This is a genomic window from Pseudonocardia sp. DR1-2 (assembly GCF_023717215.1).
Taxonomy (GTDB): Bacteria; Actinomycetota; Actinomycetes; order Mycobacteriales; family Pseudonocardiaceae; genus Pseudonocardia; species Pseudonocardia alni.
Genome location: NZ_JAMQOF010000006.1, coordinates 466931 through 486627, shown reverse-complemented (window position 1 = coordinate 486627; position 19697 = coordinate 466931). Strand labels below are relative to the sequence as shown.

The following is a 19697-nucleotide window of genomic DNA, read 5'->3' as shown; positions in this document are numbered from 1 at the left end:
AGGGGTCTGTCCTGCCCGCGGCCGGTCCCCGTCGCCGCGCGCACCGCCAGCCCACCTCCACCGAGGAGCCAGCGCCGTCGTGGCCATCCTGTCCGGTCTGCTCACCTCCGCCCTGTCCGACGCCGGTCTCCGCGCCGCCGTCGACGCCGCCCGTGCCGCGGACACCCGCGCCGGTGAGACGCCTGCCGTGCAGGTCGAGGGCCCCTCCGCGGTGCGTCCGCTGCTCGCCGCCGGGCTCGCCGAGACCTCCACGGTGCTCGCCGTGACCGCCACCGACCGGGAGGCCGAGGACCTCGCGGCCGCGGTGTCGGACCTGCTCGGCCACGGCGAGGCGCCGGGCGCCGCCGCCGACACGGTGCACGACTGCGCGGGCGCGCCGGTCGTCGTACTGCCGAGCTGGGAGACGCTGCCGCACGAGAAGCTGTCCCCGCGCCCGGACACCGTCGCCCGCCGGCTGACGATCTTCCACCGGCTCTCCTCGGCGGAGACCGCCCCTCGGGTGGTCGTGACCGCGGCGCGCAGCCTGATCCAGCCGGTCGCGCCCGGGCTGGGCACGCTCGCCCCGGTGACGCTGGCCGTCGGCGAGGAGTACGACTTCGAGCAGCTGCTGGTGCGGCTGGTCGAGCTGGCCTACAGCCGCGCCGAGATGGTCACCACCCGCGGCGAGTTCGCCGTGCGCGGCGGCATCCTCGACATCTTCCCGCCGACCGCCGAGCACCCGGTGCGTGTCGAGTTCTGGGGCGACGAGGTCTCCGAGGTGCGGTCGTTCTCCGTCGCGGACCAGCGCTCGGTCGGCGAGGTCACGCGGATCGACGTGCCGCCGTGCCGCGAGCTGCTGCTCACCACGCCGGTGCGCGAGCGGGCCGGCGAGCTGGCCCTGGAGCAGCCCGAGACCGCGGGCCTCAACCGCAACCCGCTGCGCGAGCTGCTGGAGAAGCTGTCCGAGGGCATCCCCGGTGAGGGCATGGAGTCGCTGATCCCGGCGCTGGTCGGCGGGGAGATGCAGACGCTCACCGACCTGCTCCCGGACGGGACGCGGGTGCTGCTCGCCGACCCCGAGCGCATCCGCACCCGCTGCGCGGACCTCGTGCGCACCGGGCAGGAGTTCCTGGAGGCGTCCTGGCTGGCGTCCGGCTCCGGCGGCGAGGCCCCGATCGACGTCTCCGGGTCGGCCTACCGCGACCTGCGCGTCACGCTGGACCACGCGACGGCGACCGGCCGCCCCGTGGTCTCGCTGTCGCCGCTGCTGTCGGGCTCCGACGACGTCGTCGTGGCGGGCGTGCACGAGATCGAGCCCTACCGGGGCGACACCGACCGCGCGCTGACCGACCTGCGCGCGCACGTCGCCACCGGCGGCGCCGCGGTGCTCGTGCTGGCCGGGCAGGGCACCGCCGACCGCTCGCTGGAGCAGCTGCGCGAGGCCGAGGTCCCCGCCTCCGCCGTCCCGGTGCTCGCCGACGCCCCGGAGAAGGGGATCGTCACCGTCACCTGCGGGCGCGTGCTGAACGGGTTCACCGCGCCGGAGGTCGGGCTGGTCGTCGTCTCTGAGGCCGACCTGACCGGCAGCCGCGCCGGGCTCGACACCGCGCCGCGCAAGACCACCCCCCGCAAGCGCAACGCCGTCGACCTGGCCGTGCTGCAGCCCGGCGACTTCGTCGTCCACAACCAGCACGGCATCGGTCGCTTCATCGAGATGAAGGAACGCACCGTCCAGGGCGCCACCCGCGAGTACCTGGTGCTGGAGTACGCCAGCTCCAAGCGCGGCCAGCCCGCCGACCGGCTGTTCGTGCCGACCGACGCCCTCGACGAGATCAGCCGCTACGTGGGCGGCGAGCAGCCCGCCGTCAACAAGCTCGGCGGCGGGGACTGGGCCAAGACCAAGAGCCGCGCCCGCAAGGCGGTCAAGGACATCGCGGCCGGTCTGGTGCAGCTCTACGCGGCGCGCCAGGCCTCGCCGGGGCACGCGTTCGGCGCGGACACCCCGTGGCAGCGCGAGCTCGAGGACGCCTTCCCCTACACCGAGACCCCCGACCAGCTCTCCGCGATCGACGAGGTCAAGCGGGACATGGAGCGTCCGGTCCCGATGGACCGTGTCATCTCCGGCGACGTCGGGTTCGGCAAGACCGAGATCGCGGTGCGGGCGGCGTTCAAGGCGGTGCAGGACGGCAAGCAGGTCGCGGTCCTCGTCCCGACGACGCTGCTCGCCACCCAGCACCTGTCGACGTTCTCCGAGCGGATGCGCCAGTTCCCGGTGACCGTGCGCGGGCTGTCGCGGTTCACCGACCCGGCCGAGGCGCGCGAGACGATCGAGAAGCTCGCCGACGGGCAGGTCGACGTCGTCGTCGGGACGCACCGGCTGCTCCAGACCGGCATCCGCTACAAGGACCTCGGCCTGGTGATCGTCGACGAGGAGCAGCGCTTCGGCGTCGAGCACAAGGAGCACATCACCGCGCTCCGGGCGCACGTCGACGTGCTGACCCTGTCGGCGACGCCGATCCCGCGGACCCTGGAGATGAGCCTGGCCGGCATCCGCGAGATGTCGGCGATCACCACCCCGCCCGAGGAGCGGCACCCGACCCTGACCTACGTCGGCGCCTACGACGACAAGCAGGTCGCCGCCGCCCTGCGCCGCGAGCTGCTGCGCGACGGCCAGGTGTTCTACGTGCACAACCGGGTCAGCTCGATCGACCGGGCGGCCAAGAAGATCCAGGACCTCGTCCCCGAGGCGCGGGTCGCCGTCGCGCACGGGCAGATGAACGAGGACCTGCTGGAGCGGACCGTCAGCGCGTTCTGGCACCGCGAGTTCGACGTCCTGATCTGCACCACGATCGTCGAGAACGGCCTGGACATCTCCAACGCCAACACCCTGATCGTCGAGCGCTCCGACACGCTGGGCCTGTCCCAGCTCCACCAGCTGCGCGGCCGGGTCGGGCGTGGCCGTGACCGCGGCTACGCCTACTTCCTGTTCCCGGCGGAGCACCCGCTCACCGAGACCGCGCACGACCGGCTCGCCACCATCGCCCAGCACTCCGAGCTCGGCTCCGGCGCGGCCGTCGCGATGAAGGACCTGGAGATCCGCGGCGCGGGCAACATCCTCGGTGCCGAGCAGTCCGGCCACATCGCGGGCGTCGGGTTCGACCTCTACATCCGCCTGGTCGGGGAGGCCGTCGCGGCGTTCCGCAGGCAGGCGGGCGGGGAGATCGGGGCCGAGCCGGAGGAGCTGCAGGAGGTCCGGGTCGACCTCCCGGTCGACGCACACGTCCCGCACGACTACGTCGACGGCGAGCGGCTGCGCCTGGAGGTCTACCGCAAGATCGCCGAGGCGCCGGACGACGCCGCGCTCACCGCGATCGTCGAGGAGCTGACCGACCGCTACGGCGAGCCGCCGACCCCGGTGCGCAACCTGCTGGAGGTCGCCCGGTTCCGCCAGCTCTGCCGCCGCCTCGGCATCCGCGAGGTCGCCTCGGCGGGCACCCAGCTGCGGATCGGTCCGATGCAGCTGCCCGACTCCGCCCAGCTGCGGCTGCGCCGGCTCTACCCCAAGGCGCAGTACAAGGCGGCCGCGCAGGTCGTCACGGTGCCCAAGCCGGTGCACGGCAACCGGATCGGCGGCGCCGCCATGCGCGACGTCGAGCTGCTCGGCTGGTGCGCGGAGCTGCTGCTGCAGATCGTGCCGACCTCCACCCCGGTGCACAGCTCAGCCTCGTCCTGACGCGGCCCCGACGCGGCGTTGACGCCGCGTTGATGAACACCGGGTGCTGCACCGGAGAACATCGGGTGTCGGCGTCCGTGCCGTTTCCGGGACGGAACGGGACGGACGCCGGCGAACTGCTCGCCGGAGTTGTCGGGATCAATCGCGCGACGTGGGTTCCCGTTTCCTCCGGTGATCCACGGCACCCCACGCGCGTGATCCACACTGTTTTACGATCGGATCAACGGCGGATCAGAACGCCGTTTCCGTCGTGAACCCCCCGTTTCCGGGAAAGAGGTGTGTCCGATGTCCGATCGCCGTCCCGTCTCCACCGAATCCGTCGAACTCTGCACTCCGTACCTGGTGCTGGACCTGGACGCCGTCCGGGAACGGTATGCCGAATTCGGATGTGCACTTCCCGGAGCGGAACTTTTCTATGCGGTCAAGGCGAATCCGGCCCCGCGGCTCGTCGCATTCCTGGTCGGTCTCGGCGCGCGATTCGACGTCGCCAGCCGGCCGGAGCTGGAACTGTGCCTCGCGGCCGGCGCGCGGCCCGCTGACATCTCCTACGGCAGCACCGTGAAGAAGGAACGCGACATCGCGTTCGCGCACCGCAGCGGGGTCCGCCGGTTCGCCGTCGACTCGGCCGCCGAGCTGGCCAAGATCGCGCGCTGCGCGCCGGGGGCGGAGGTGTTCGTCCGGGTCACCTGCACCGGCGCGGGCTCCTGTTTCCCGCTGGACCGCAAGTTCGGGTGTTCGACGGCCGCGGCCGCGTCGTTGCTCCTCGACGCCGACGCGGCCGGTCTGCGCGCCGCGGGCGTGTCGTTCCACGTCGGCTCCCAGCAGCTCGACCCGGGGGCGTGGCGGGCCGGGATCGCCGACGCCGCGGAGGTGTTCCGCCGGGTCCGCGCCCGCGGGCTGCGACCCGACCTGCTCGACCTCGGCGGCGGCTTCCCCGCGCACTACGACACGCAGGTCCGCCCGCTGTCGGACTACGGCGACGCGATCCACGAGGCGGTCGCCGCGGAGTTCGGCGACGACCGGCCGGAGTTGATGATCGAACCGGGCCGGGGTCTCGTCGCCGACGCGGGGACGCTCCACAGCGAGGTCGTGCTCGTGTCCGACCGGGACGGTGACGCCGGTCCGCGCTGGGTCTACCTCGACGTCGGCCGCTTCGGCGGGCTCGCCGAGACCGAGGGCGAGCTGGTCCGCTACCCGATCCGCACCGCGCACGACGACGGCCCCCGCTCCCCGGTCGTCCTGGCCGGGCCGACCTGCGACAGCGCCGACGTGCTCTACCGCAGGCACCCCTACCTGCTCCCCGACGACCTGTGCGCCGGTGACGTGGTCCGGCTGCTGCACACCGGCGCCTACACCGCCAGCTACTCCTCGGTGGGCTTCAACGGCTTCGCCCCGCTGCGCTGCGTCTGCACCGGCGACCCCGCCGCGGGCGGGCCCGGATCGTCGGTGCGTGCGGCTAACGTCGCCGTGTGAGCTTCCTGCGCCATCCCCATCTGTCGGGTGACACGGTCGTCCTGGTCGCGGAGGACGACCTGTGGACGGCTCCGGTCGAGGGCGGGCGGGCCCACCGCCTGACCGCGGACGGGGTGCCCGTCACCGCACCGCGCTTCTCGCCCGACGGCGGGTCCGTCGCGTTCGCGTCCCGGCGCGACGGCGCACCCGAGGTGTACCGGGTCGACGCCGAGGGGGGCACGCCCACCCGGCTGACCTGGTGGGGCGAGGCGCCGACGCGCGCCGCGGGCTGGACCCCCGACGGCGCGGTGGTCGCGCTGTCCGCGCACGGCGACGCGACCTCGCGGCTGTGGGCGTACGCGGTCCCGGCGACCGGCGGGGCGCCGCGGCTGCTGCCGTACGGCACGCTCACCGCGCTCGCCCACCAGCCCGGCGGACCCGCCGTGCTCACCCAGGTCGAGGGCGGGCGCGACGCGGCCCACTGGAAGCGCTACCGCGGTGGGCGCGCCGGCCGGCTGTGGCTCGACACCGCCGGGACGGGGGAGTTCACCCGGGTCCTCGCCGCTCTGGCCGGGCAGCTGGAGTGCCCCATGATCGTCGACGACGGGTCGGGCCCGCGGCTGGCGTTCGTCTCCGACCACGAGGGCTGGGGGAACGTCTACTCCGTCCCGCTCGCCGACCCCGGCACCGACCTGCGCCGGCACACCGACCACGGCTCCGGCGGCGGCACCGACTTCTACGCCCGGCACGCCAGCACCGACGGGCGCCGGGTGGTCTACGAGTCGGCCGGGGAGATCTTCCTGCTGGACGACCTGTCCGCCGTCTCGCAGCCGCGCCGGATCGACGTCCGGCCCGGCGGGCCGCGGCGCGCCCGCGAGACGTTCCGCGCGTCGCTGCCCGCCGACCTCGGCCCGGTCCGGCCCGACCGCACCGGCCGCACGAGCATCGTGTCGGTGCGCGGGACCGTGCACCGGCTCACCCACCGCGACGGTCCCGCCCGCGCGCTGCTCGCCGAGCCCGGTGTGCGGGCCCGGCTCGCGCACCCGCTCGGCACGCACCGCGCCGTGTGGGTGGACGACGCGACCGGTGAGGACGCCGTGGTCGTGGCCCCGCTCGACCCGCACCTCCCGGACGCCCCGGAGCGGGCGCGGTACGCCGCGGGCGGCATCGGACGGGTCCTGGAGCTGGCCCCGGCACCGGACGGGTCCGCCGTCGCGCTCACCACGCACGACGGCAGGCTGCTGGTGCTGCACACCGGCGCCGATCCCGCACCGGACCCGGCGCCCGGCCCCGACGACCGGCCCGACGACGGCGTGGTCGACGAGGCCGTCCCGGCCCGGGCGGTGGGGGAGCTGCGCGAGCTGCACCGCGGCACCGCGGGCGAGCCCTCCGACGTGTCCTGGTCACCGGACTCGGCCTGGCTGGCCTGGTGCGACCCGGCCCCCGAGGGGCTGTCGCGGATCGTGCTCACCCGGGTCGCCGACGGCGAGCACGCCGAGGTCACCCCGGCCCGCTTCCACGACAGCGACCCGGTCTTCACCGCGGACGGCAGGCACCTGGCGTTCCTGTCCCGGCGGGTGTTCGACCCCAGCTACGACGAGCACTCCTTCGACCTGACCTTCGGCACCGGCTGGAAGCCGTTCCTGGTGCCGCTGGCCGCGCGGACGCCGTCGCCGTTCGGGGCGGGGCCGGACGGCCGCCCGGTGGACCCGGCCGACGAAGGCCCGGACGACCCGCCCGCGACCCCGCCGACGCCCCCGGCCCCGCCGGAGCCCGGCGACGAGCCCGAGCCGTCCGGTGACGGAGCCGCCGACGGTGCGGGCCGCGCGGTGGCCGCGGCGACCGGGGCCGGGACGCAGGCCCGGAGCGGGGCGCGCGGCGGCCGTCGCCGGTCCGGACGCGACGCCGACGAGGTACCACCGGAGGTCGTCGTCGACGTCGAGGGGCTGGCCGACCGGATCGTCGGCGTGCCGGTCGAGGCCGCCCGCTACACCCGGCTCTCCGCGGTCCGGGGCGGCCTGGTGTGGCTGCGGCTGCCCGGCGGCACCGGCGTGCTCGGCGACAGCCTCCCCGACGACGACGCCGAGCCCGACCGCGCCGTGCTGGAGCGGTTCGACCTGGCCCGGCGCACGGTCACCGTGGTCGCCGATCCGGCGTCGTCGTTCGCGGTGAGCGGCGACGGCACCCGGCTCGTCGTCCGCGACCGGGGCACGGTGCGGCTGCTGCGCGCCGACCGGGGCGGCTCCGCGGCACCCGAGGACGACGCGGGCGGCGACGAGTTCACGATCGACACCCGCCGGCTCGTGGTCACCGTCGACCCGGTCGCCCAGTGGCGGCAGATGTTCGACGAGACCGCCCGCCTCATGCGCGACCACTTCTGGGTCGAGGACATGGCCGGGGTCGACTGGGCCGCCGAGACCGCCCGGTACCGGCCGCTGGTCGACCGGGCCGGGAGCCACGACGACCTGCTCGACGTGCTGTGGGAGCTGCACGGCGAGCTGGGGACCTCGCACGCCTACGTCCTGGGCGGCGGCGCCGGCGGCGACCCGACCGGGCGCCCCGGCCTGCTCGGGGCGGACCTGGAACCCGACCCGGCAGGCGGACCGGGGTGGCGGGTCCGGCGCGTCCTGCCGCCGGAGACCTCCGCGCCCGCCGCGCGCAGCCCGCTGTCCGGGCCGGGCGTCGACGTGCGGGCCGGGGACGTGCTGCTGGAGGTGAACGGGCGCCCGCTGGACCCGCACTGGGGGGTCGCGCCACTGCTCGTCGCGACGGCCGGGAGCACCGTGGAGCTCACCGTGCGCTCCGGTCCCGACCGGCCCGACGCGGGCACCGTCCGCCGCGTCGCGGTGCGCCCGCTGCACTCCGAGGACGAGCTGCGCTACCAGGACCGGGTGGCCCGGCTGCGCGCCGAGGTCGCCGGGCGTTCCGGCGGGCGGCTGGGCTACCTGCACGTGCCGGACATGATGGGCTACGGCTGGGCCCAGCTGCACCGCGACCTCGCCCGCGAGACCGCGAAGGACGGCCTGCTGCTCGACGTGCGCGGCAACCGCGGCGGCCACACCTCGCAGCTGGTGGTGGAGAAGCTCGCCCGCCGCGTCATCGGGTGGGACCTGCCCCGGCACGGCGCACCCGCCACCTACCCCGAGCAGGCGCCGCGCGGGCCGGTGGTGACCCTGGCCGACGAGCGCTCGGGCTCCGACGGCGACATCGTCACCGCCGCCATCAAGCGGCTCGGGGTCGGCCCGGTCGTCGGGACCCGCACCTGGGGCGGGGTGATCGGCATCGACAGCCGCTACCGGCTCGTCGACGGCACCCTGGTGACCCAGCCCCGCTACGCCACCTGGTTCGACGACGTCGGCTGGACGATGGAGAACCACGGCGTCGACCCCGACGTGGAGGTGGTGGTGACCCCGCAGGACCGGGCGGCGGGACGGGACCCGCAGCTGGACCGGGCGATCGCGATCGCCCTGGCCCGGCTCGACGAGCACCCGCCCGCGCGGCCGCCGGACCTCGCGGGGCGGCCGTCGGCGGCCCGGCCCGCGCTACCGGGTCGGCCGGGCGGGGGAGATCGGCACCACATCGCGTGAGAGGCTGACCGCCGTGCGCACTCGCAGGATCACCGCCGCCCTGCTGATCGTCGGGGCCGTCGCTGTCACCGGGGCCGGCTGCGGCACCGGACCGAGCCGGGTCGACTCAGCCGCGATCGTCGGCGAGACGTCGATCCCGCTCGCCACCGTGCAGCCCGCGATCACCTCGGTGCTCACCCGGCCCGGGCTGGTCGACGGTCTCAAGGCCCAGGGCGGGTCCGAGGCCGACATCGGGCGGGCCGTGGTGTCCCAGCTGGTGATCCGCGACCTGATCGGCCTGACCGCCCCGGAGCAGGGTGTCACCGTGTCCGACCAGCAGGTCGCCGCGGCGATCGCCCGGCAGGGCGGCGAGCAGGCGGTGCAGGAGTCGTCGCTGGCGGTCGGCGGTGCGCAGGCCGCCACCCGGGACGAGCTGACCCTGTCCGAGCTCGCCCGCCGCGAGCTGCCGCGGCTGTCGGTGACCGCGGACGTCGCGGTCGCCCAGGACCGGGCACAGGCCACCACGCTGGCCCGTGAGGTCGCCGCCGGCGGGCAGCGGGCCGAGACGGCGTTGGCCGGTGCCGGCACCACCCAGCGCGGGCTCGCGATCCGCCCGGCCGAGACCCCGCAGGCCGCGCTCACCCCGCTGATCGGGATCCCGGCCGGCTGGGTCGCGGCGTTCCCGCTGGGCAGCGGCCAGGGCTGGGTCGTGGTGCGGGTGACCGAGCGCGACCTCGGCGCCCCCGCCCCGGGCGACGCGGTCGGCCAGCTGGACCAGCGGTCGCTGTCCGAGGCGGGGATCCGCATGCTCACCCCCACCGCGCTGCGCACGGGGGTGCAGCTCAACCCCCGCTACGGCGAGTGGGACCCGATCCAGATGCTCGCCGTACCGACCGCCGAGGACGCCTCCGTGGTGTTCCCGGTCGCCGCGGGCAACCCGACCCCGCCCGCTCCCTGATGGCCGCCACGGTCGTCGTCTGCCCTCGGCGCGGGGCCGCGCTCCCGGCCGCGGCGCTGCCGCTGCTGCGCTCCGCGACCGACGTGCTCGCCGTGCCCGGTCTCGACGCCGGCGCCGCCGCCGGAGCCGCCGACTGGACCGGCACCGACCCCGCCGGGCTCGCCGACGGCACGGTGCTGCTGGTCCCGGCGGGCCACCCCGCCGCCGTGCACCCCGGTGCGGTGCCGCCGCCCACCGGGCACGCGGTGCTCGACGCCGTCGCGGTGATGGACCGGCTGCGCTCGCCCGGCGGCTGCCCGTGGGACGCCGAGCAGACCCACACCTCGCTGCTGCGCTACCTCGTCGAGGAGTGCTACGAGCTCTACCAGTCCATCGAGGACGGTGACCGCACCGAGCTGCGCGAGGAGCTCGGCGACGTCCTGCTGCAGGTGCTGTTCCACGCCCGCGTCGCCACCGAGCACGACGGCGCCCCGTTCGGGATCGACGAGGTCGCGACCGGGCTGGTCGACAAGCTCGTCGGCCGCCACCCGCACGTGTTCGCCGCGGGGGAGCAGGTCGCCACGGCCGCCGACCAGGACCGCCGCTGGGACGAGCTCAAGCGCGCCGAGAAGCAGCGCGAGTCCAGTGTCGACGGCATCGCGACGGTGCAGCCGGCCGTCGCGCTCGCCGCGAAGCTGACCTCCCGCACGGCGAAGGCGGGGCTGCCCGCGGACCTGCTGCCCGCCGACGACGGTGCCGGTGCGGCGCTGTTCCGGCTGGCCGCGGCCGCACAGCTCGGCGGTGCCGACCCGGAGGCCGCGCTGCGCACGGCCGCCCGGGAGTTCGAGGCGCGGGTGCGGTCGGCGGAGAAGGCCGCCGCCGCCGACGGGCTCGACCCGCACGCGCTGACCGCCGAGGACTGGCGCCGCTACTGGGACGGTCCCTGACCCCCACCCCGATCGGGTGATACCCGCCGGTAACGTGTGAGCGTGCGCACCCAGTCGCTGCTCGCGGCCATCGGCGGCATCCTGGCCCTGATCGTGCTCGTCTCGCTGGCGACCGGCCCGGACTTCGGGCCGTCGCTGCCCCGGACCCCGGTCGACAGGCAGTCCGCCCCGCCCGCGTCCGCGCCGCTGCCCGCGGGCACCGACGTCGTCGCGTGGGCCCGGGCGACCGCGGCCGAGGCCGACATCCCCGAGCGGACCCTGCAGGCCTACGCGAACGCCGAGCTGCGCCAGCGCGAGCGCACCCCGGACTGCCGGCTGAGCTGGGCGACGCTGGCCGGGGTCGGGCGGATCGAGTCCCGGCACGCGACCTTCCGCGGTGCCGAGCCCGGCCCGGACGGCCGCGTCGACCCGCCGATCATCGGCATCCCGCTCGACGGCACCGGCGGCACCCGCCGGGTGGCCGACACCGACGGCGGCCGCCTCGACGGCGACCCGGTGCTGGACCGCGCGGTCGGGCCGATGCAGTTCCTGCCCGGGACCTGGGCGCGCTACGGCGCGGACGGCAACGGTGACGGCGTCGCCGACCCGCAGCAGGTCGACGACGCCGCGCTCGCCGCGGCCGGGTACCTGTGCGCGAACGGGCGCGACGTCGCCGACGCCGACGACTGGTGGCGAGGGGTGCTCGCCTACAACGCCTCGGGCGACTACGCCCGCGACGTGTGGGCCGCCGCCGCGGACTACGCGCAGCGCACCACCGCCCCCGCGCCGCCGGCCCCCTGACCCGGCCCGCCCCCTGGCCCGGCCCGCACCCCGGCGGGCGCGGCCGTGCCGGGACGCGGCGTGCGGGTCAGCCGAGGAGCGCGCGGCCCCAGTGGTCGTCGCCCTCGGCGAGGCCGGGTGGGACCGCGAACACCGCCGAGCCGTTGTGCTCCAGGTACTCGCTGAGCGCGTCGGACCGGGCCAGCCTGCGCTGCATCGGCACGTACTGCGCCAGCGGGTCGCGCACGAACGCGACGAAGAACAGCCCGGCGTCGAGGTGGCCGCGGCCGTCGGTGCCGTCGACGAAGTTGTAGCCGCGCCGCAGCATCCGAGCGCCACCGTTCGCCTCGGCGGAGGCGAGCCGGATGTGGCTGTCGTCCGGGATGACCGGCCCCGACGGACCGGAGGCGGCCAGGTCGGCGAGGTCGAACTCGGCCGTGCCGGTCAACGGAGCGCCCTCACCCTTGTCTCGGCCGATGATCTGCTCCTGCTCGTCGAGCCCGGAGCGGTCCCAGGTCTCGATGTGCATCCGGATCCGGCGGGCAACCAGGTAGGACCCGCCGCGCAGCCAGTCCGGGCCCTCGTCGCCGACCCACACGTGCTGCGCGAGCAGATCGGGTTCCTCGGCCTTGAGGTTGTTCGTGCCGTCCTTGAAGCCGAAGAGGTTGCGCGGGGTCGCCTGCCCGGTCGAGGTCGACGACGTCCGCCCGAACCCCAGCTGCGACCAGCGCACCTCGGTGACGCCGAAGCCGTCGCGGACCAGGTTGCGGACCGCGTGCACGGCCACCTGCGGGTCGTCGGCGCAGGCCTGGATGCACAGGTCCCCGCCGGAGCGGGCCGGGTCGAGCCGGTCGCTCTGGAACCGGGGGAGCCCGGCGAGCTGGGGCGGGCGGCGGTCGGCGATCCCGAGCTTGTCGAAGAACCCCGGGCCCACGCCGAAGGTCAGCGTCAGCGACGCGGCCGGGAGCCCGAGCGCCTCGCCGGTGTCGGCCGGGGCGGCGTAGCGGTTGGCCGGGATCGCGCCGCCCTCGGCGGTCTCCCGGCCACTCGTCATGCGCTCGGCCGCGGCGGTCCAGCGGCGCAGCAGGTCGGCGACGGCGGCGCGGTCGGTCGAGGTGAGGTCGAGCGCGACGAAGTGCAGCCGGTCCTGGGCCGGGGTGACGATCCCGGCCTGGTGCTCGCCGCGGAAGGCGACGACGCCGTCGGCGGCGGGCGCGCCGGACAGCCCGTAGCCCGCGGCCGCGCCCGCCCCGGCCAGCGCCGCTCCGGCGCCGGCCAGGCCGAACAGCCGTCGCCGGGACAGGTGCCACGGGCTCATGCCGTCACGGTGCCCGCGACCTTGCTGACCGGCTCGGACAGCGCGTCGACGGCCGCGGTCATCGCGCGGGTGTCCTCCGGGGTCAGCTGGGTGTAGAGCCGGTAGCCGTCGCCGACCCGGTAGCCCTGCAGCAGCGTCTCGACGGCCTCGAACCGCTGGTCGAGCACCGGGCCGAGCGCGGGGTCGTTGGCGTCGATCGTCGGGCGGAGTGCGGCGACCGCGGCGCGGGAGCCCTCGACGTTCGCGGCGAAGTCCCACAGGTCGGTGTGGGAGTAGCGGTCCTCCTCGCCGGTGATCTTGCCGGTGGCGACCTCGTCGAGGAGCTCCTTCGCGCCGTTCGCGAGCTGGACCGGGGTCAGCTCGACGGTCCGGGTGCGCGCGGCCAGGTCGGTGATGTCGGCGGTGAGCCGGTCGGCGATCGCGGCCGAGTCGGGCTGCAGGCCGGTGACCCACAGGTCCTTCTCCAGCCGGTGGTACCCGGTGAAGCCGACGCCCGGGTCACGCTCGTCGTCCTCCCGGCCGTCGATCCTCGGGTCGATGTCGCCGAAGGACTCGGCGACGGGCTCGATGCGCTCCCAGTAGGTGCGCGCGACCGGGAACAGCGCCTTGGCCTTCTCGACCTCGCCGGCCTTGACCGCGTCGGCGAACTCCTGGGTCTTCGGGACGAGCGCGCCGACCTGGGAGTCGACGTAGCGCTTGTAGCCGGCGGTGGCGGCGGCGAGCTCGGCGTCGGTGTCGGTGGCGCGCTGCGCGGAGCCGGTCACGGTGAACGGCGCGCGGATGCCGTCGCCGGACATGCCGGGCTTGCAGGCGGTGGTGTAGGTGCCGCCGTCGGGGACCTCGACGATCAGGTCGCGGGACAGCCCCGGGCCGATGTTCTCGACCTCGCCCATGATCCGGTCACCGGTGGCGTAGAGGTAGAACTCGGTGACCTTGCTGCCGGCGTTGGTGATCCGGAAGGTGACGGTGCCGGCCGGGGCCTGCGCGGTCGAGATCTCGCAGGCGGTGTCGGTGGCGTTCACGGTGATCGGGCCGCCGTCGCCCGCCCCCTGCGCCGTGGGGGCGGTCGAGGTGCAGCCGGCCAGCAGCGCGCCGGCGACGGTGAGCGACGCCAGGCCGGCGGCCGTGCGCGTGACGGGGGACATCGTGCGTTCTCCTAGAGGGGTCGACACCGTGGACGGTGCGGGGTTCAGGCGTCGGTGGTGGCGTGGGCGCGCCGGCGGGCGGGGCGCAGGAACAGCGCCAGGACCACCACGACGTAGAGCGACCAGACGACGGCCTCGAGCACGGTCGTCTGCGGTGAGAAGTTGAAGATCCCCTTGAGGAGCGTGCCGTACCAGGAGTCGGCGGGGATCACGTCGCTGACGTCGAAGGCCAACGTGGTCAGCCCCGGCAGGATCCCGGCCTCCTGCAGGTCGTGCACGCCGTAGGCGAGGATCCCGGCGGCGACGAAGATCAGCAGGAAGCCGGTGACGGTGAAGAACCGGCCCAGGTCGATCTTCAGCGCGCCACGGTAGATCGCGTACGCCAGCGCGACGGCGATCGCGATGCCGATCAGGAACCCGACCAGCGGCCCGGCCGTCTCGCCCGCGGCCTGCGCGGCGGCGAAGAAGAAGATCGCGGTCTCCAGGCCCTCGCGGCCGACGGCGAGTGCCGCCATCACGACGACGGCCCACGGCCCCATCGACACGGCCCGGTCCAGGGCGCCCTCCAGCTCCCGGGACAGGGTCCGGCCGTGCGAGCGCATCCAGAAGATCATCCAGGTGACGAAGCCGACCGCGATGATCGAGAGCGAGCCGCCGAGCGCCTCCTGGGCCTCAAAGGTCAGTGCCTGCTGGGTCAGGGTCAGCCCGAGCGTGACGCCGACGCTGACGGCGACGGCGAGCGCGACGCCCGCCCACACCCTGGGCAGCTCGGAGCGACGCCCGGTGCGGACCAGGAACGCGACCAGGATCGCCACGACCAGTGCGGCCTCGAGCCCTTCGCGCAGCCCGATGAGCGCGTTCCCCAGCATGCGACCTCCTGCAGCGTGACCACGACGAGCAGTCACCAGGTGAGGGTGTGCTGCCGGGCGGGAAGGCTAACCTCACCCGATCGAGCGGGGAAGTGTCGCGCGGCATTCGCCCCGGAAGATCCGTTTTCGCACGTCAGGGACGGTCGGGTGCGAGCGCGATGCGGGCCCGCACCTCGCCCAGTGCCTCCTGGTACTCCGGGCGCGGATCCATCGCCGAGGCGATCTTCAGCTGCGTCTCGGCCTCGCCGAGCCTGCCCTGGCGCTGCAGCGTCTTGCCGAGTGCGAAGCGGGCGTAGTGGTCGGCCGGATCCATCTCGACGACCCGGACGAACGCCGCCTCGGCCTTCCGCAGCTGTGCCGAGTCGAGGTAGGCGCGGCCGGCGAGCAGGTGCACCGAGGCGTCGCCGGGTTCGTCCGGACCGTGGGCGTCGAGGACCGGGCGGAGCGCGTCGAGCGCCTCGAGCGGGCGGTGCCGCGAGAGCAGCCGGTCGGCACGGCGGAACGCCGCGACCGGGTCCTGGTGGTTCGCACGGGGACTGCTCATGGTCACCCTTACGTTAGGTGCGATCCGGGCGGGATGCGAGGTCTTGACAGACCGCCGGTGCGGAGCAGGGTGACGCAAGCGTCCCCCGCCGGGGGCCGACCGGTGACTACGCTGACGCACCGGACGACACCCGCGATCAGAACAGGAGTCACGGTGGCGGTCATCGAGCAGGTCGGGGCACGCGAGATCCTCGATTCCCGGGGCAACCCCACGGTGGAGGTCGAGGTCGCGCTGGACGACGGCACGCTGGCGCGTGCCGCGGTCCCGTCGGGCGCCTCGACCGGCGAACACGAGGCCGTCGAGCTGCGGGACGGCGACAAGAACCGCTACGGCGGCAAGGGCGTCGAGAAGGCCGTCGCGGCCGTCCTCGACGAGATCGGGCCGGAGCTCGTCGGCGTCGAGGCGGTGGACCAGCGACTGGTCGACCAGCGCCTCGTCGACCTCGACGGCACCCCGGACAAGTCGAAGTTCGGCGCGAACGCCCTGCTGGGCGTGTCGCTGGCCGTCGCGAAGGCCGGGGCGGAGTCCTCGGGCCTGGAGCTGTTCCGCTACGTCGGCGGCTCCAACGCGCACGTCCTGCCGGTCCCGATGATGAACATCCTCAACGGTGGTGCGCACGCCGACACCTCCGTCGACGTGCAGGAGTTCATGGTCGCCCCGATCGGTGCGGAGACCTTCCGCGAGGCGCTGCGCTGGGGCGCGGAGGTCTACCACGCGCTGAAGTCGGAGCTGAAGGACAAGGGCCTGTCGACCGGCCTCGGCGACGAGGGTGGTTTCGCCCCCGACGTCAAGGGCGGCACCCGCGGGGCGCTCGACCTGATCGCCGCCGCCGTGCAGCGGGCCGGCTACACCCTGGGTACCGACGTCGTGCTGGCGCTCGACGTCGCGGCGACCGAGTTCCACGACGCCGGCAAGTACTCCTTCGAGGGCAAGAAGATCACCGCGGACAAGCTGTCCGAGGTGTGGGCCGAGCTGGTCGACTCCTACCCGCTGGTGTCCATCGAGGACCCGCTGGACGAGAACGACTGGGACGGCTGGGTCGGCCTCACCGAGGCCATCGGCGACAAGGTGCAGCTCGTCGGCGACGACCTGTTCGTCACCAACCCGGAGCGGCTCGAGGACGGCATCGCCCGGGGCGCCGCGAACGCGCTGCTGGTGAAGGTCAACCAGATCGGCACCCTGTCCGAGACCCTCGATGCGGTGACGATGGCGCACAACGCGGGGTACCGCTGCATGATGAGTCACCGTTCCGGGGAGACCGAGGACGTCACCATCGCGGACCTCGCCGTCGCGACCGGCTGCGGCCAGATCAAGACCGGCGCCCCGGCGCGGTCCGAGCGGGTGGCGAAGTACAACCAGCTGCTGCGCATCGAGGAGCTGCTCGGTGACGCCGCGCGCTACAACGGCGAGCTGGCGTTCCCGCGCTACCAGGTGCCCGGCCAGAGCTGACGCTCCGGTCGTTCCCCCGTCGGTGACACCGGTGCCGCCCGGATCGTCTGCGGACGGTCCGGCGCGGCACCCCCACCGGTGCCCGATCGGGCGGCATGCTGGACGGGTCGCCACGGAGGGGCACGGGCGGCACCGACGGGTGAGGGAACCCGGGACGGACGGGAGGGTGCATGGCGGACCGTCGGGGACGTGGACGGGACGCTCGTGCGCGCACGACCGGCACGGGGCGTGGCCGTGCCGCGGCCAAGCCGCGGACCACGACCGCACGCTCGGCGCGGGCCCCCGCGTCGACGGGCGGCTCCGGTGCGCGGTCGCGGCCGGCCGGACCGCAGGGCGCCCGGCCCCGTCTGACCCGCGCCCGGTCCCGCGCCGGTGAGGTCGTCGCCCGCACGACCGGGATGCTGGGCCTGTCGTCGACGAAGCGGGCCGCCATCCTGGCCATCGTGGTCTGCGCGCTCGCGCTGACCGTCGCGGTGCCGCTGCACAACTTCGTCGCCCAGCGCCAGGAGCTGGCCGACGTCTCCGACCGGCAGCAGGCGCTGGAGGCCGACGTCGCGCGGCTGTCCTCCGACCGCGCCCGGCTCTCGGACCCGGCCGAGGTCGAGGCCCAGGCCCGGTCCCGGCTCGGGATGGTCCAGCCGGGGGAGACCCCCTACGTCGTGCAGTTCCCGGCTCCGCCGGCGCCGGTCGTCGAGGACGGCCAGGCCGAGCCCGGCGTGCCCTGGTTCCACACCCTCTGGAACGACGTCACGGGCGACCCGCGACGATGAGGGCGTGAGCAGCACTCGTTCCCGTCCGCCCGGTCTGGAGCCGGGCCCGGTCGCCCAGGCCGACCTCGACGCCGTCGCCGACCAGCTCGGTCGCGCCCCGCGCGGGGTCCTCGCGGTCGCCTACCGCTGCCCGTCCGGGCACCCGGCGGTCGTGCAGACCGCGCCGCGGCTGCCCGACGGCACCCCGTTCCCGACGCTGTACTACCTGACCTGCGCCCGGCTGGCGTCGCGGATCGGGACCCTCGAGGCCGAGGGCCGGATGCGGGAGATGGAGGAGCGGCTGGCCGTCGACGACGAGCTGGCCGCCGCCTACCGTCGCGCCCACGAGACCTACCTCGCCGAGCGCGACGCCATCGAGCCGCTCGCCACGCACCCCGACGTCACGGCCGGGGGGATGCCGGACCGGGTCAAGTGCCTGCACGTGCACGTCGCGCACGCCCTCGCCGCCGGGTCCGGGGTGAACCCGTTCGGCGACGAGGCCCTCGACGAGATCGGGGAGTGGTGGCGGTCCGGACCGCCCTGCCTCTAGATCCCCGGCGTCGCCCGCTCCAGCAGCACCCCGACGCTGCCCTTGCCCGGCCGGGTCCCGGCGGTGCGCAGCGGCCCGTCGGCGTCGAGCCGGGTCGCGAGGAAGACGTCCGCGACGGCCGTCGGGGCGTGGCGCACCAGCAACGACCCCTGCAGCGCCAGCGCGGCCAGCTCCGCGAGACGGCGGGCCCGGCGCTCCTCCGGCGCGGTCAGCTCGGCGCGCAGCGCGGTGACCGTCGCGTCCAGCCGCGGGTCGGCTCCCGCGGCGAGGTCGATCTCGGCGAGCAGCGCCTCGACGGCGTGCGGCTCGCGGGCGATGGCGCGCAGCGCGTCGAGCGCGGTGACGTTGCCCGAGCCCTCCCAGATCGAGTTCAGCGGCGCCTCCCGGTAGAGCCGGGGCAGGTCGGACTCCTCGACGTAGCCGTTGCCGCCCAGGCACTCCAGCGCCTCGGCGACGACGGTCGAGGTCCGCTTGCACACCAGGTACTTCGACACCGGCAGGGCCAGGCGCAGCAGCGCCGACTCACCCCGGTCGACGGCGCCGGCCAGCCGCAGCGCCAGGACGGTCGCGGCCTCGGTCTCGGCGGCGAGCTCGGCGAGGACCTCCCGCATCAGGGGCTGGTCGGCGAGCCGCGCCCCGAACGCGGACCGGTGCGCGACGTGGTGCGCGGCCTCGGTGACCGCGGCCCGCGCGGTCGCCGCGGAGCCCAGCACACAGTCCAGCCGGGTCATCGAGACCATCTCGATGATCGTCCGGACGCCGCGGCCCTCGTCGCCGACCCGCCAGCCGACCGCACCCGCGTACTCGATCTCCGACGACGCGTTGGACCGGTTGCCGAGCTTGTCCTTGAGCCGCTGCAGCCGGATCGCGTTGCGGGTGCCGTCGGGCAGCACCCGGGGCAGGACCAGGCAGGTCAGGCCGCCGGGGGCCTGGGCGAGGGTGAGGAACAGGTCGTTCATCGGGGCGCTGGTGAACCACTTGTGCCCGGTCAGGCGGTAGCTGCCGTCGGGCTGCGGGGTGGCGACGGTGGTGCCGGCGCGGACGTCGGAGCCGCCCTGCTTCTCGGTCATCGACATGCCCGCGAGCAGGCCGTCCTTGCCGGCCGGGACCGCGAGGCCGGGCACGTAGCGGCGGGCGGTCAGACCGGGTTCGTAGGCGGCGGCGAGCTCGGGCGCGTGCCGCAGCGCGGGCACCGACGCGTAGGTCATCGAGATCGGGCACAGGTGACCCTGCTCGACCTGCGAGGTGAGGTAGAAGCCCGCCGCGCGGGTGACGTGCGCGCCGGTCCCGGGCTCCTCCGCCCACGGAGCGGCGGCGAGGCCGTGTCCGACGCTGGTGCGCATCAGCGCGTGCCAGGACGGGTGGAACGTGACCTCGTCGACGCGGTGCCCCGTCCGGTCGTGCGTGCGCAGCTCCGGCTCGCAGGCGTTCGCGGAGCGGGCGTGCTCGCGGTGCTCCGCGGTCCCGACGGCCGCGGCCACCGACTCCAGCGCCGCCGCGTCCCCGCCCTCCCGCGCGAGCGCCTCGACGACGGCCGGGTCCGCGGAGAGCAGGTCGCCGTCCGAGCGCGGCGGGACCTGGTTGAGGACCTCGTGGGTGCCGAGGTCGGACACCGGGGCCGGGGTGTGCGTCGTCGCCATTACCGGAGGGTAACCCGGACGGGCGGCTCCACCGGCCGATCCCGACTACGGTGAGGCCCG

General features: G+C 75.1%; 14 protein-coding genes. 9 read left to right on the top strand and 5 right to left on the bottom strand.

Features of this window, described 5'->3' with window-relative positions; genetic code table 11:
• The first annotated feature begins 88 nt into the window (after nt 1-88).
• The 6 genes from mfd to ND486_RS20460 all read left to right on the top strand — a co-directional run bounded on the left by mfd (nt 89) and on the right by ND486_RS20460 (nt 11394).
• Nucleotides 89-3712: a transcription-repair coupling factor gene (mfd, locus tag ND486_RS20485; protein ID WP_251785951.1), complete on the top strand. Its 3624-nt coding sequence runs from the start codon at nt 89-91 to the stop codon at nt 3710-3712.
• A gap of 285 nt (nt 3713-3997) precedes the next feature.
• A complete protein-coding gene (locus tag ND486_RS20480) occupies nt 3998-5185 on the top strand; it encodes a type III PLP-dependent enzyme (protein WP_251785866.1) in 1188 nt (395 codons plus the stop codon).
• Nucleotides 5182-8751 (top strand): S41 family peptidase, encoded by a 3570-nt coding sequence (locus ND486_RS20475; protein ID WP_251785865.1) that lies wholly within the window; start codon nt 5182-5184, stop codon nt 8749-8751. The genes ND486_RS20480 and ND486_RS20475 overlap by 4 nt, the downstream gene beginning before the upstream one ends.
• 13 nt (nt 8752-8764) lie before the next feature.
• A complete protein-coding gene (locus tag ND486_RS20470) occupies nt 8765-9688 on the top strand; it encodes a SurA N-terminal domain-containing protein (protein WP_251785863.1) in 924 nt (307 codons plus the stop codon).
• On the top strand, nt 9688-10614 hold the full coding sequence (locus ND486_RS20465; protein WP_251785861.1) for a MazG family protein: 927 nt from the start codon (nt 9688-9690) through the stop codon (nt 10612-10614). The genes ND486_RS20470 and ND486_RS20465 overlap by 1 nt, the downstream gene beginning before the upstream one ends.
• A 42-nt stretch (nt 10615-10656) precedes the next feature.
• The gene (locus ND486_RS20460) at nt 10657-11394 is read left to right on the top strand and encodes a lytic transglycosylase domain-containing protein (protein ID WP_251785859.1); all 738 of its coding nucleotides are present in this window, start codon (nt 10657-10659) and stop codon (nt 11392-11394) included.
• A 67-nt stretch (nt 11395-11461) separates the two neighbouring features.
• On the opposite strand, the gene efeB is transcribed toward ND486_RS20460, so the two are convergent.
• The 4 genes from efeB to ND486_RS20440 all read right to left on the bottom strand — a co-directional run bounded on the left by efeB (nt 11462) and on the right by ND486_RS20440 (nt 15249).
• Complete coding sequence (gene efeB, locus ND486_RS20455) at nt 11462-12691, bottom strand: iron uptake transporter deferrochelatase/peroxidase subunit (RefSeq protein ID WP_251785857.1); 1230 nt, start codon at nt 12689-12691, stop codon at nt 11462-11464.
• The gene (gene efeO, locus ND486_RS20450) at nt 12688-13836 is read right to left on the bottom strand and encodes an iron uptake system protein EfeO (protein ID WP_251785855.1); all 1149 of its coding nucleotides are present in this window, start codon (nt 13834-13836) and stop codon (nt 12688-12690) included. The genes efeB and efeO overlap by 4 nt, the downstream gene beginning before the upstream one ends.
• Nucleotides 13837-13880: 44 nt before the next feature.
• On the bottom strand, nt 13881-14705 hold the full coding sequence (efeU, locus tag ND486_RS20445) for an iron uptake transporter permease EfeU (protein ID WP_251785853.1): 825 nt from the start codon (nt 14703-14705) through the stop codon (nt 13881-13883).
• A 133-nt stretch (nt 14706-14838) separates the two neighbouring features.
• Complete coding sequence (locus ND486_RS20440) at nt 14839-15249, bottom strand: tetratricopeptide repeat protein (RefSeq protein WP_043279643.1); 411 nt, start codon at nt 15247-15249, stop codon at nt 14839-14841.
• 153 nt (nt 15250-15402) lie between these two features.
• On the opposite strand from ND486_RS20440, the gene eno reads away from it, so the two are divergent.
• From eno to ND486_RS20425, 3 genes are all read left to right on the top strand, one after another.
• The gene (gene eno, locus ND486_RS20435) at nt 15403-16698 is read left to right on the top strand and encodes a phosphopyruvate hydratase (protein ID WP_062400300.1); all 1296 of its coding nucleotides are present in this window, start codon (nt 15403-15405) and stop codon (nt 16696-16698) included.
• A gap of 398 nt (nt 16699-17096) precedes the next feature.
• Nucleotides 17097-17468, top strand: a complete 372-nt coding sequence (locus ND486_RS20430; protein ID WP_251785851.1) for a septum formation initiator family protein — start codon at nt 17097-17099, stop codon at nt 17466-17468.
• 4 nt (nt 17469-17472) lie between these two features.
• Nucleotides 17473-17997: a DUF501 domain-containing protein gene (locus ND486_RS20425; protein WP_062400304.1), complete on the top strand. Its 525-nt coding sequence runs from the start codon at nt 17473-17475 to the stop codon at nt 17995-17997.
• On the opposite strand, the gene ND486_RS20420 is transcribed toward ND486_RS20425, so the two are convergent.
• The gene (locus ND486_RS20420; protein ID WP_251785849.1) at nt 17994-19637 is read right to left on the bottom strand and encodes an acyl-CoA dehydrogenase family protein; all 1644 of its coding nucleotides are present in this window, start codon (nt 19635-19637) and stop codon (nt 17994-17996) included. The genes ND486_RS20425 and ND486_RS20420 overlap by 4 nt on opposite strands.
• Nucleotides 19638-19697: the final 60 nt, after the last annotated feature.

Bases quoted from the DNA above. Each gene is read 5' to 3' on its own strand.
- ND486_RS20420 (WP_251785849.1), bottom strand. From the start codon at position 19,637: ATGGCGACGACGCACACCCCGGCCCCGGTGTCCGACCTCGGCACCCAC.
- ND486_RS20465 (WP_251785861.1), top strand. From the start codon at position 9,688: ATGGCCGCCACGGTCGTCGTCTGCCCTCGGCGCGGGGCCGCGCTCCCG.
- efeB (WP_251785857.1), bottom strand. From the start codon at position 12,691: ATGAGCCCGTGGCACCTGTCCCGGCGACGGCTGTTCGGCCTGGCCGGC.
- ND486_RS20480 (WP_251785866.1), top strand. From the start codon at position 3,998: ATGTCCGATCGCCGTCCCGTCTCCACCGAATCCGTCGAACTCTGCACT.
- efeO (WP_251785855.1), bottom strand. From the start codon at position 13,836: ATGTCCCCCGTCACGCGCACGGCCGCCGGCCTGGCGTCGCTCACCGTC.
- efeU (WP_251785853.1), bottom strand. From the start codon at position 14,705: ATGCTGGGGAACGCGCTCATCGGGCTGCGCGAAGGGCTCGAGGCCGCA.
- ND486_RS20430 (WP_251785851.1), top strand. From the start codon at position 17,097: ATGCTGGGCCTGTCGTCGACGAAGCGGGCCGCCATCCTGGCCATCGTG.
- ND486_RS20440 (WP_043279643.1), bottom strand. From the start codon at position 15,249: ATGAGCAGTCCCCGTGCGAACCACCAGGACCCGGTCGCGGCGTTCCGC.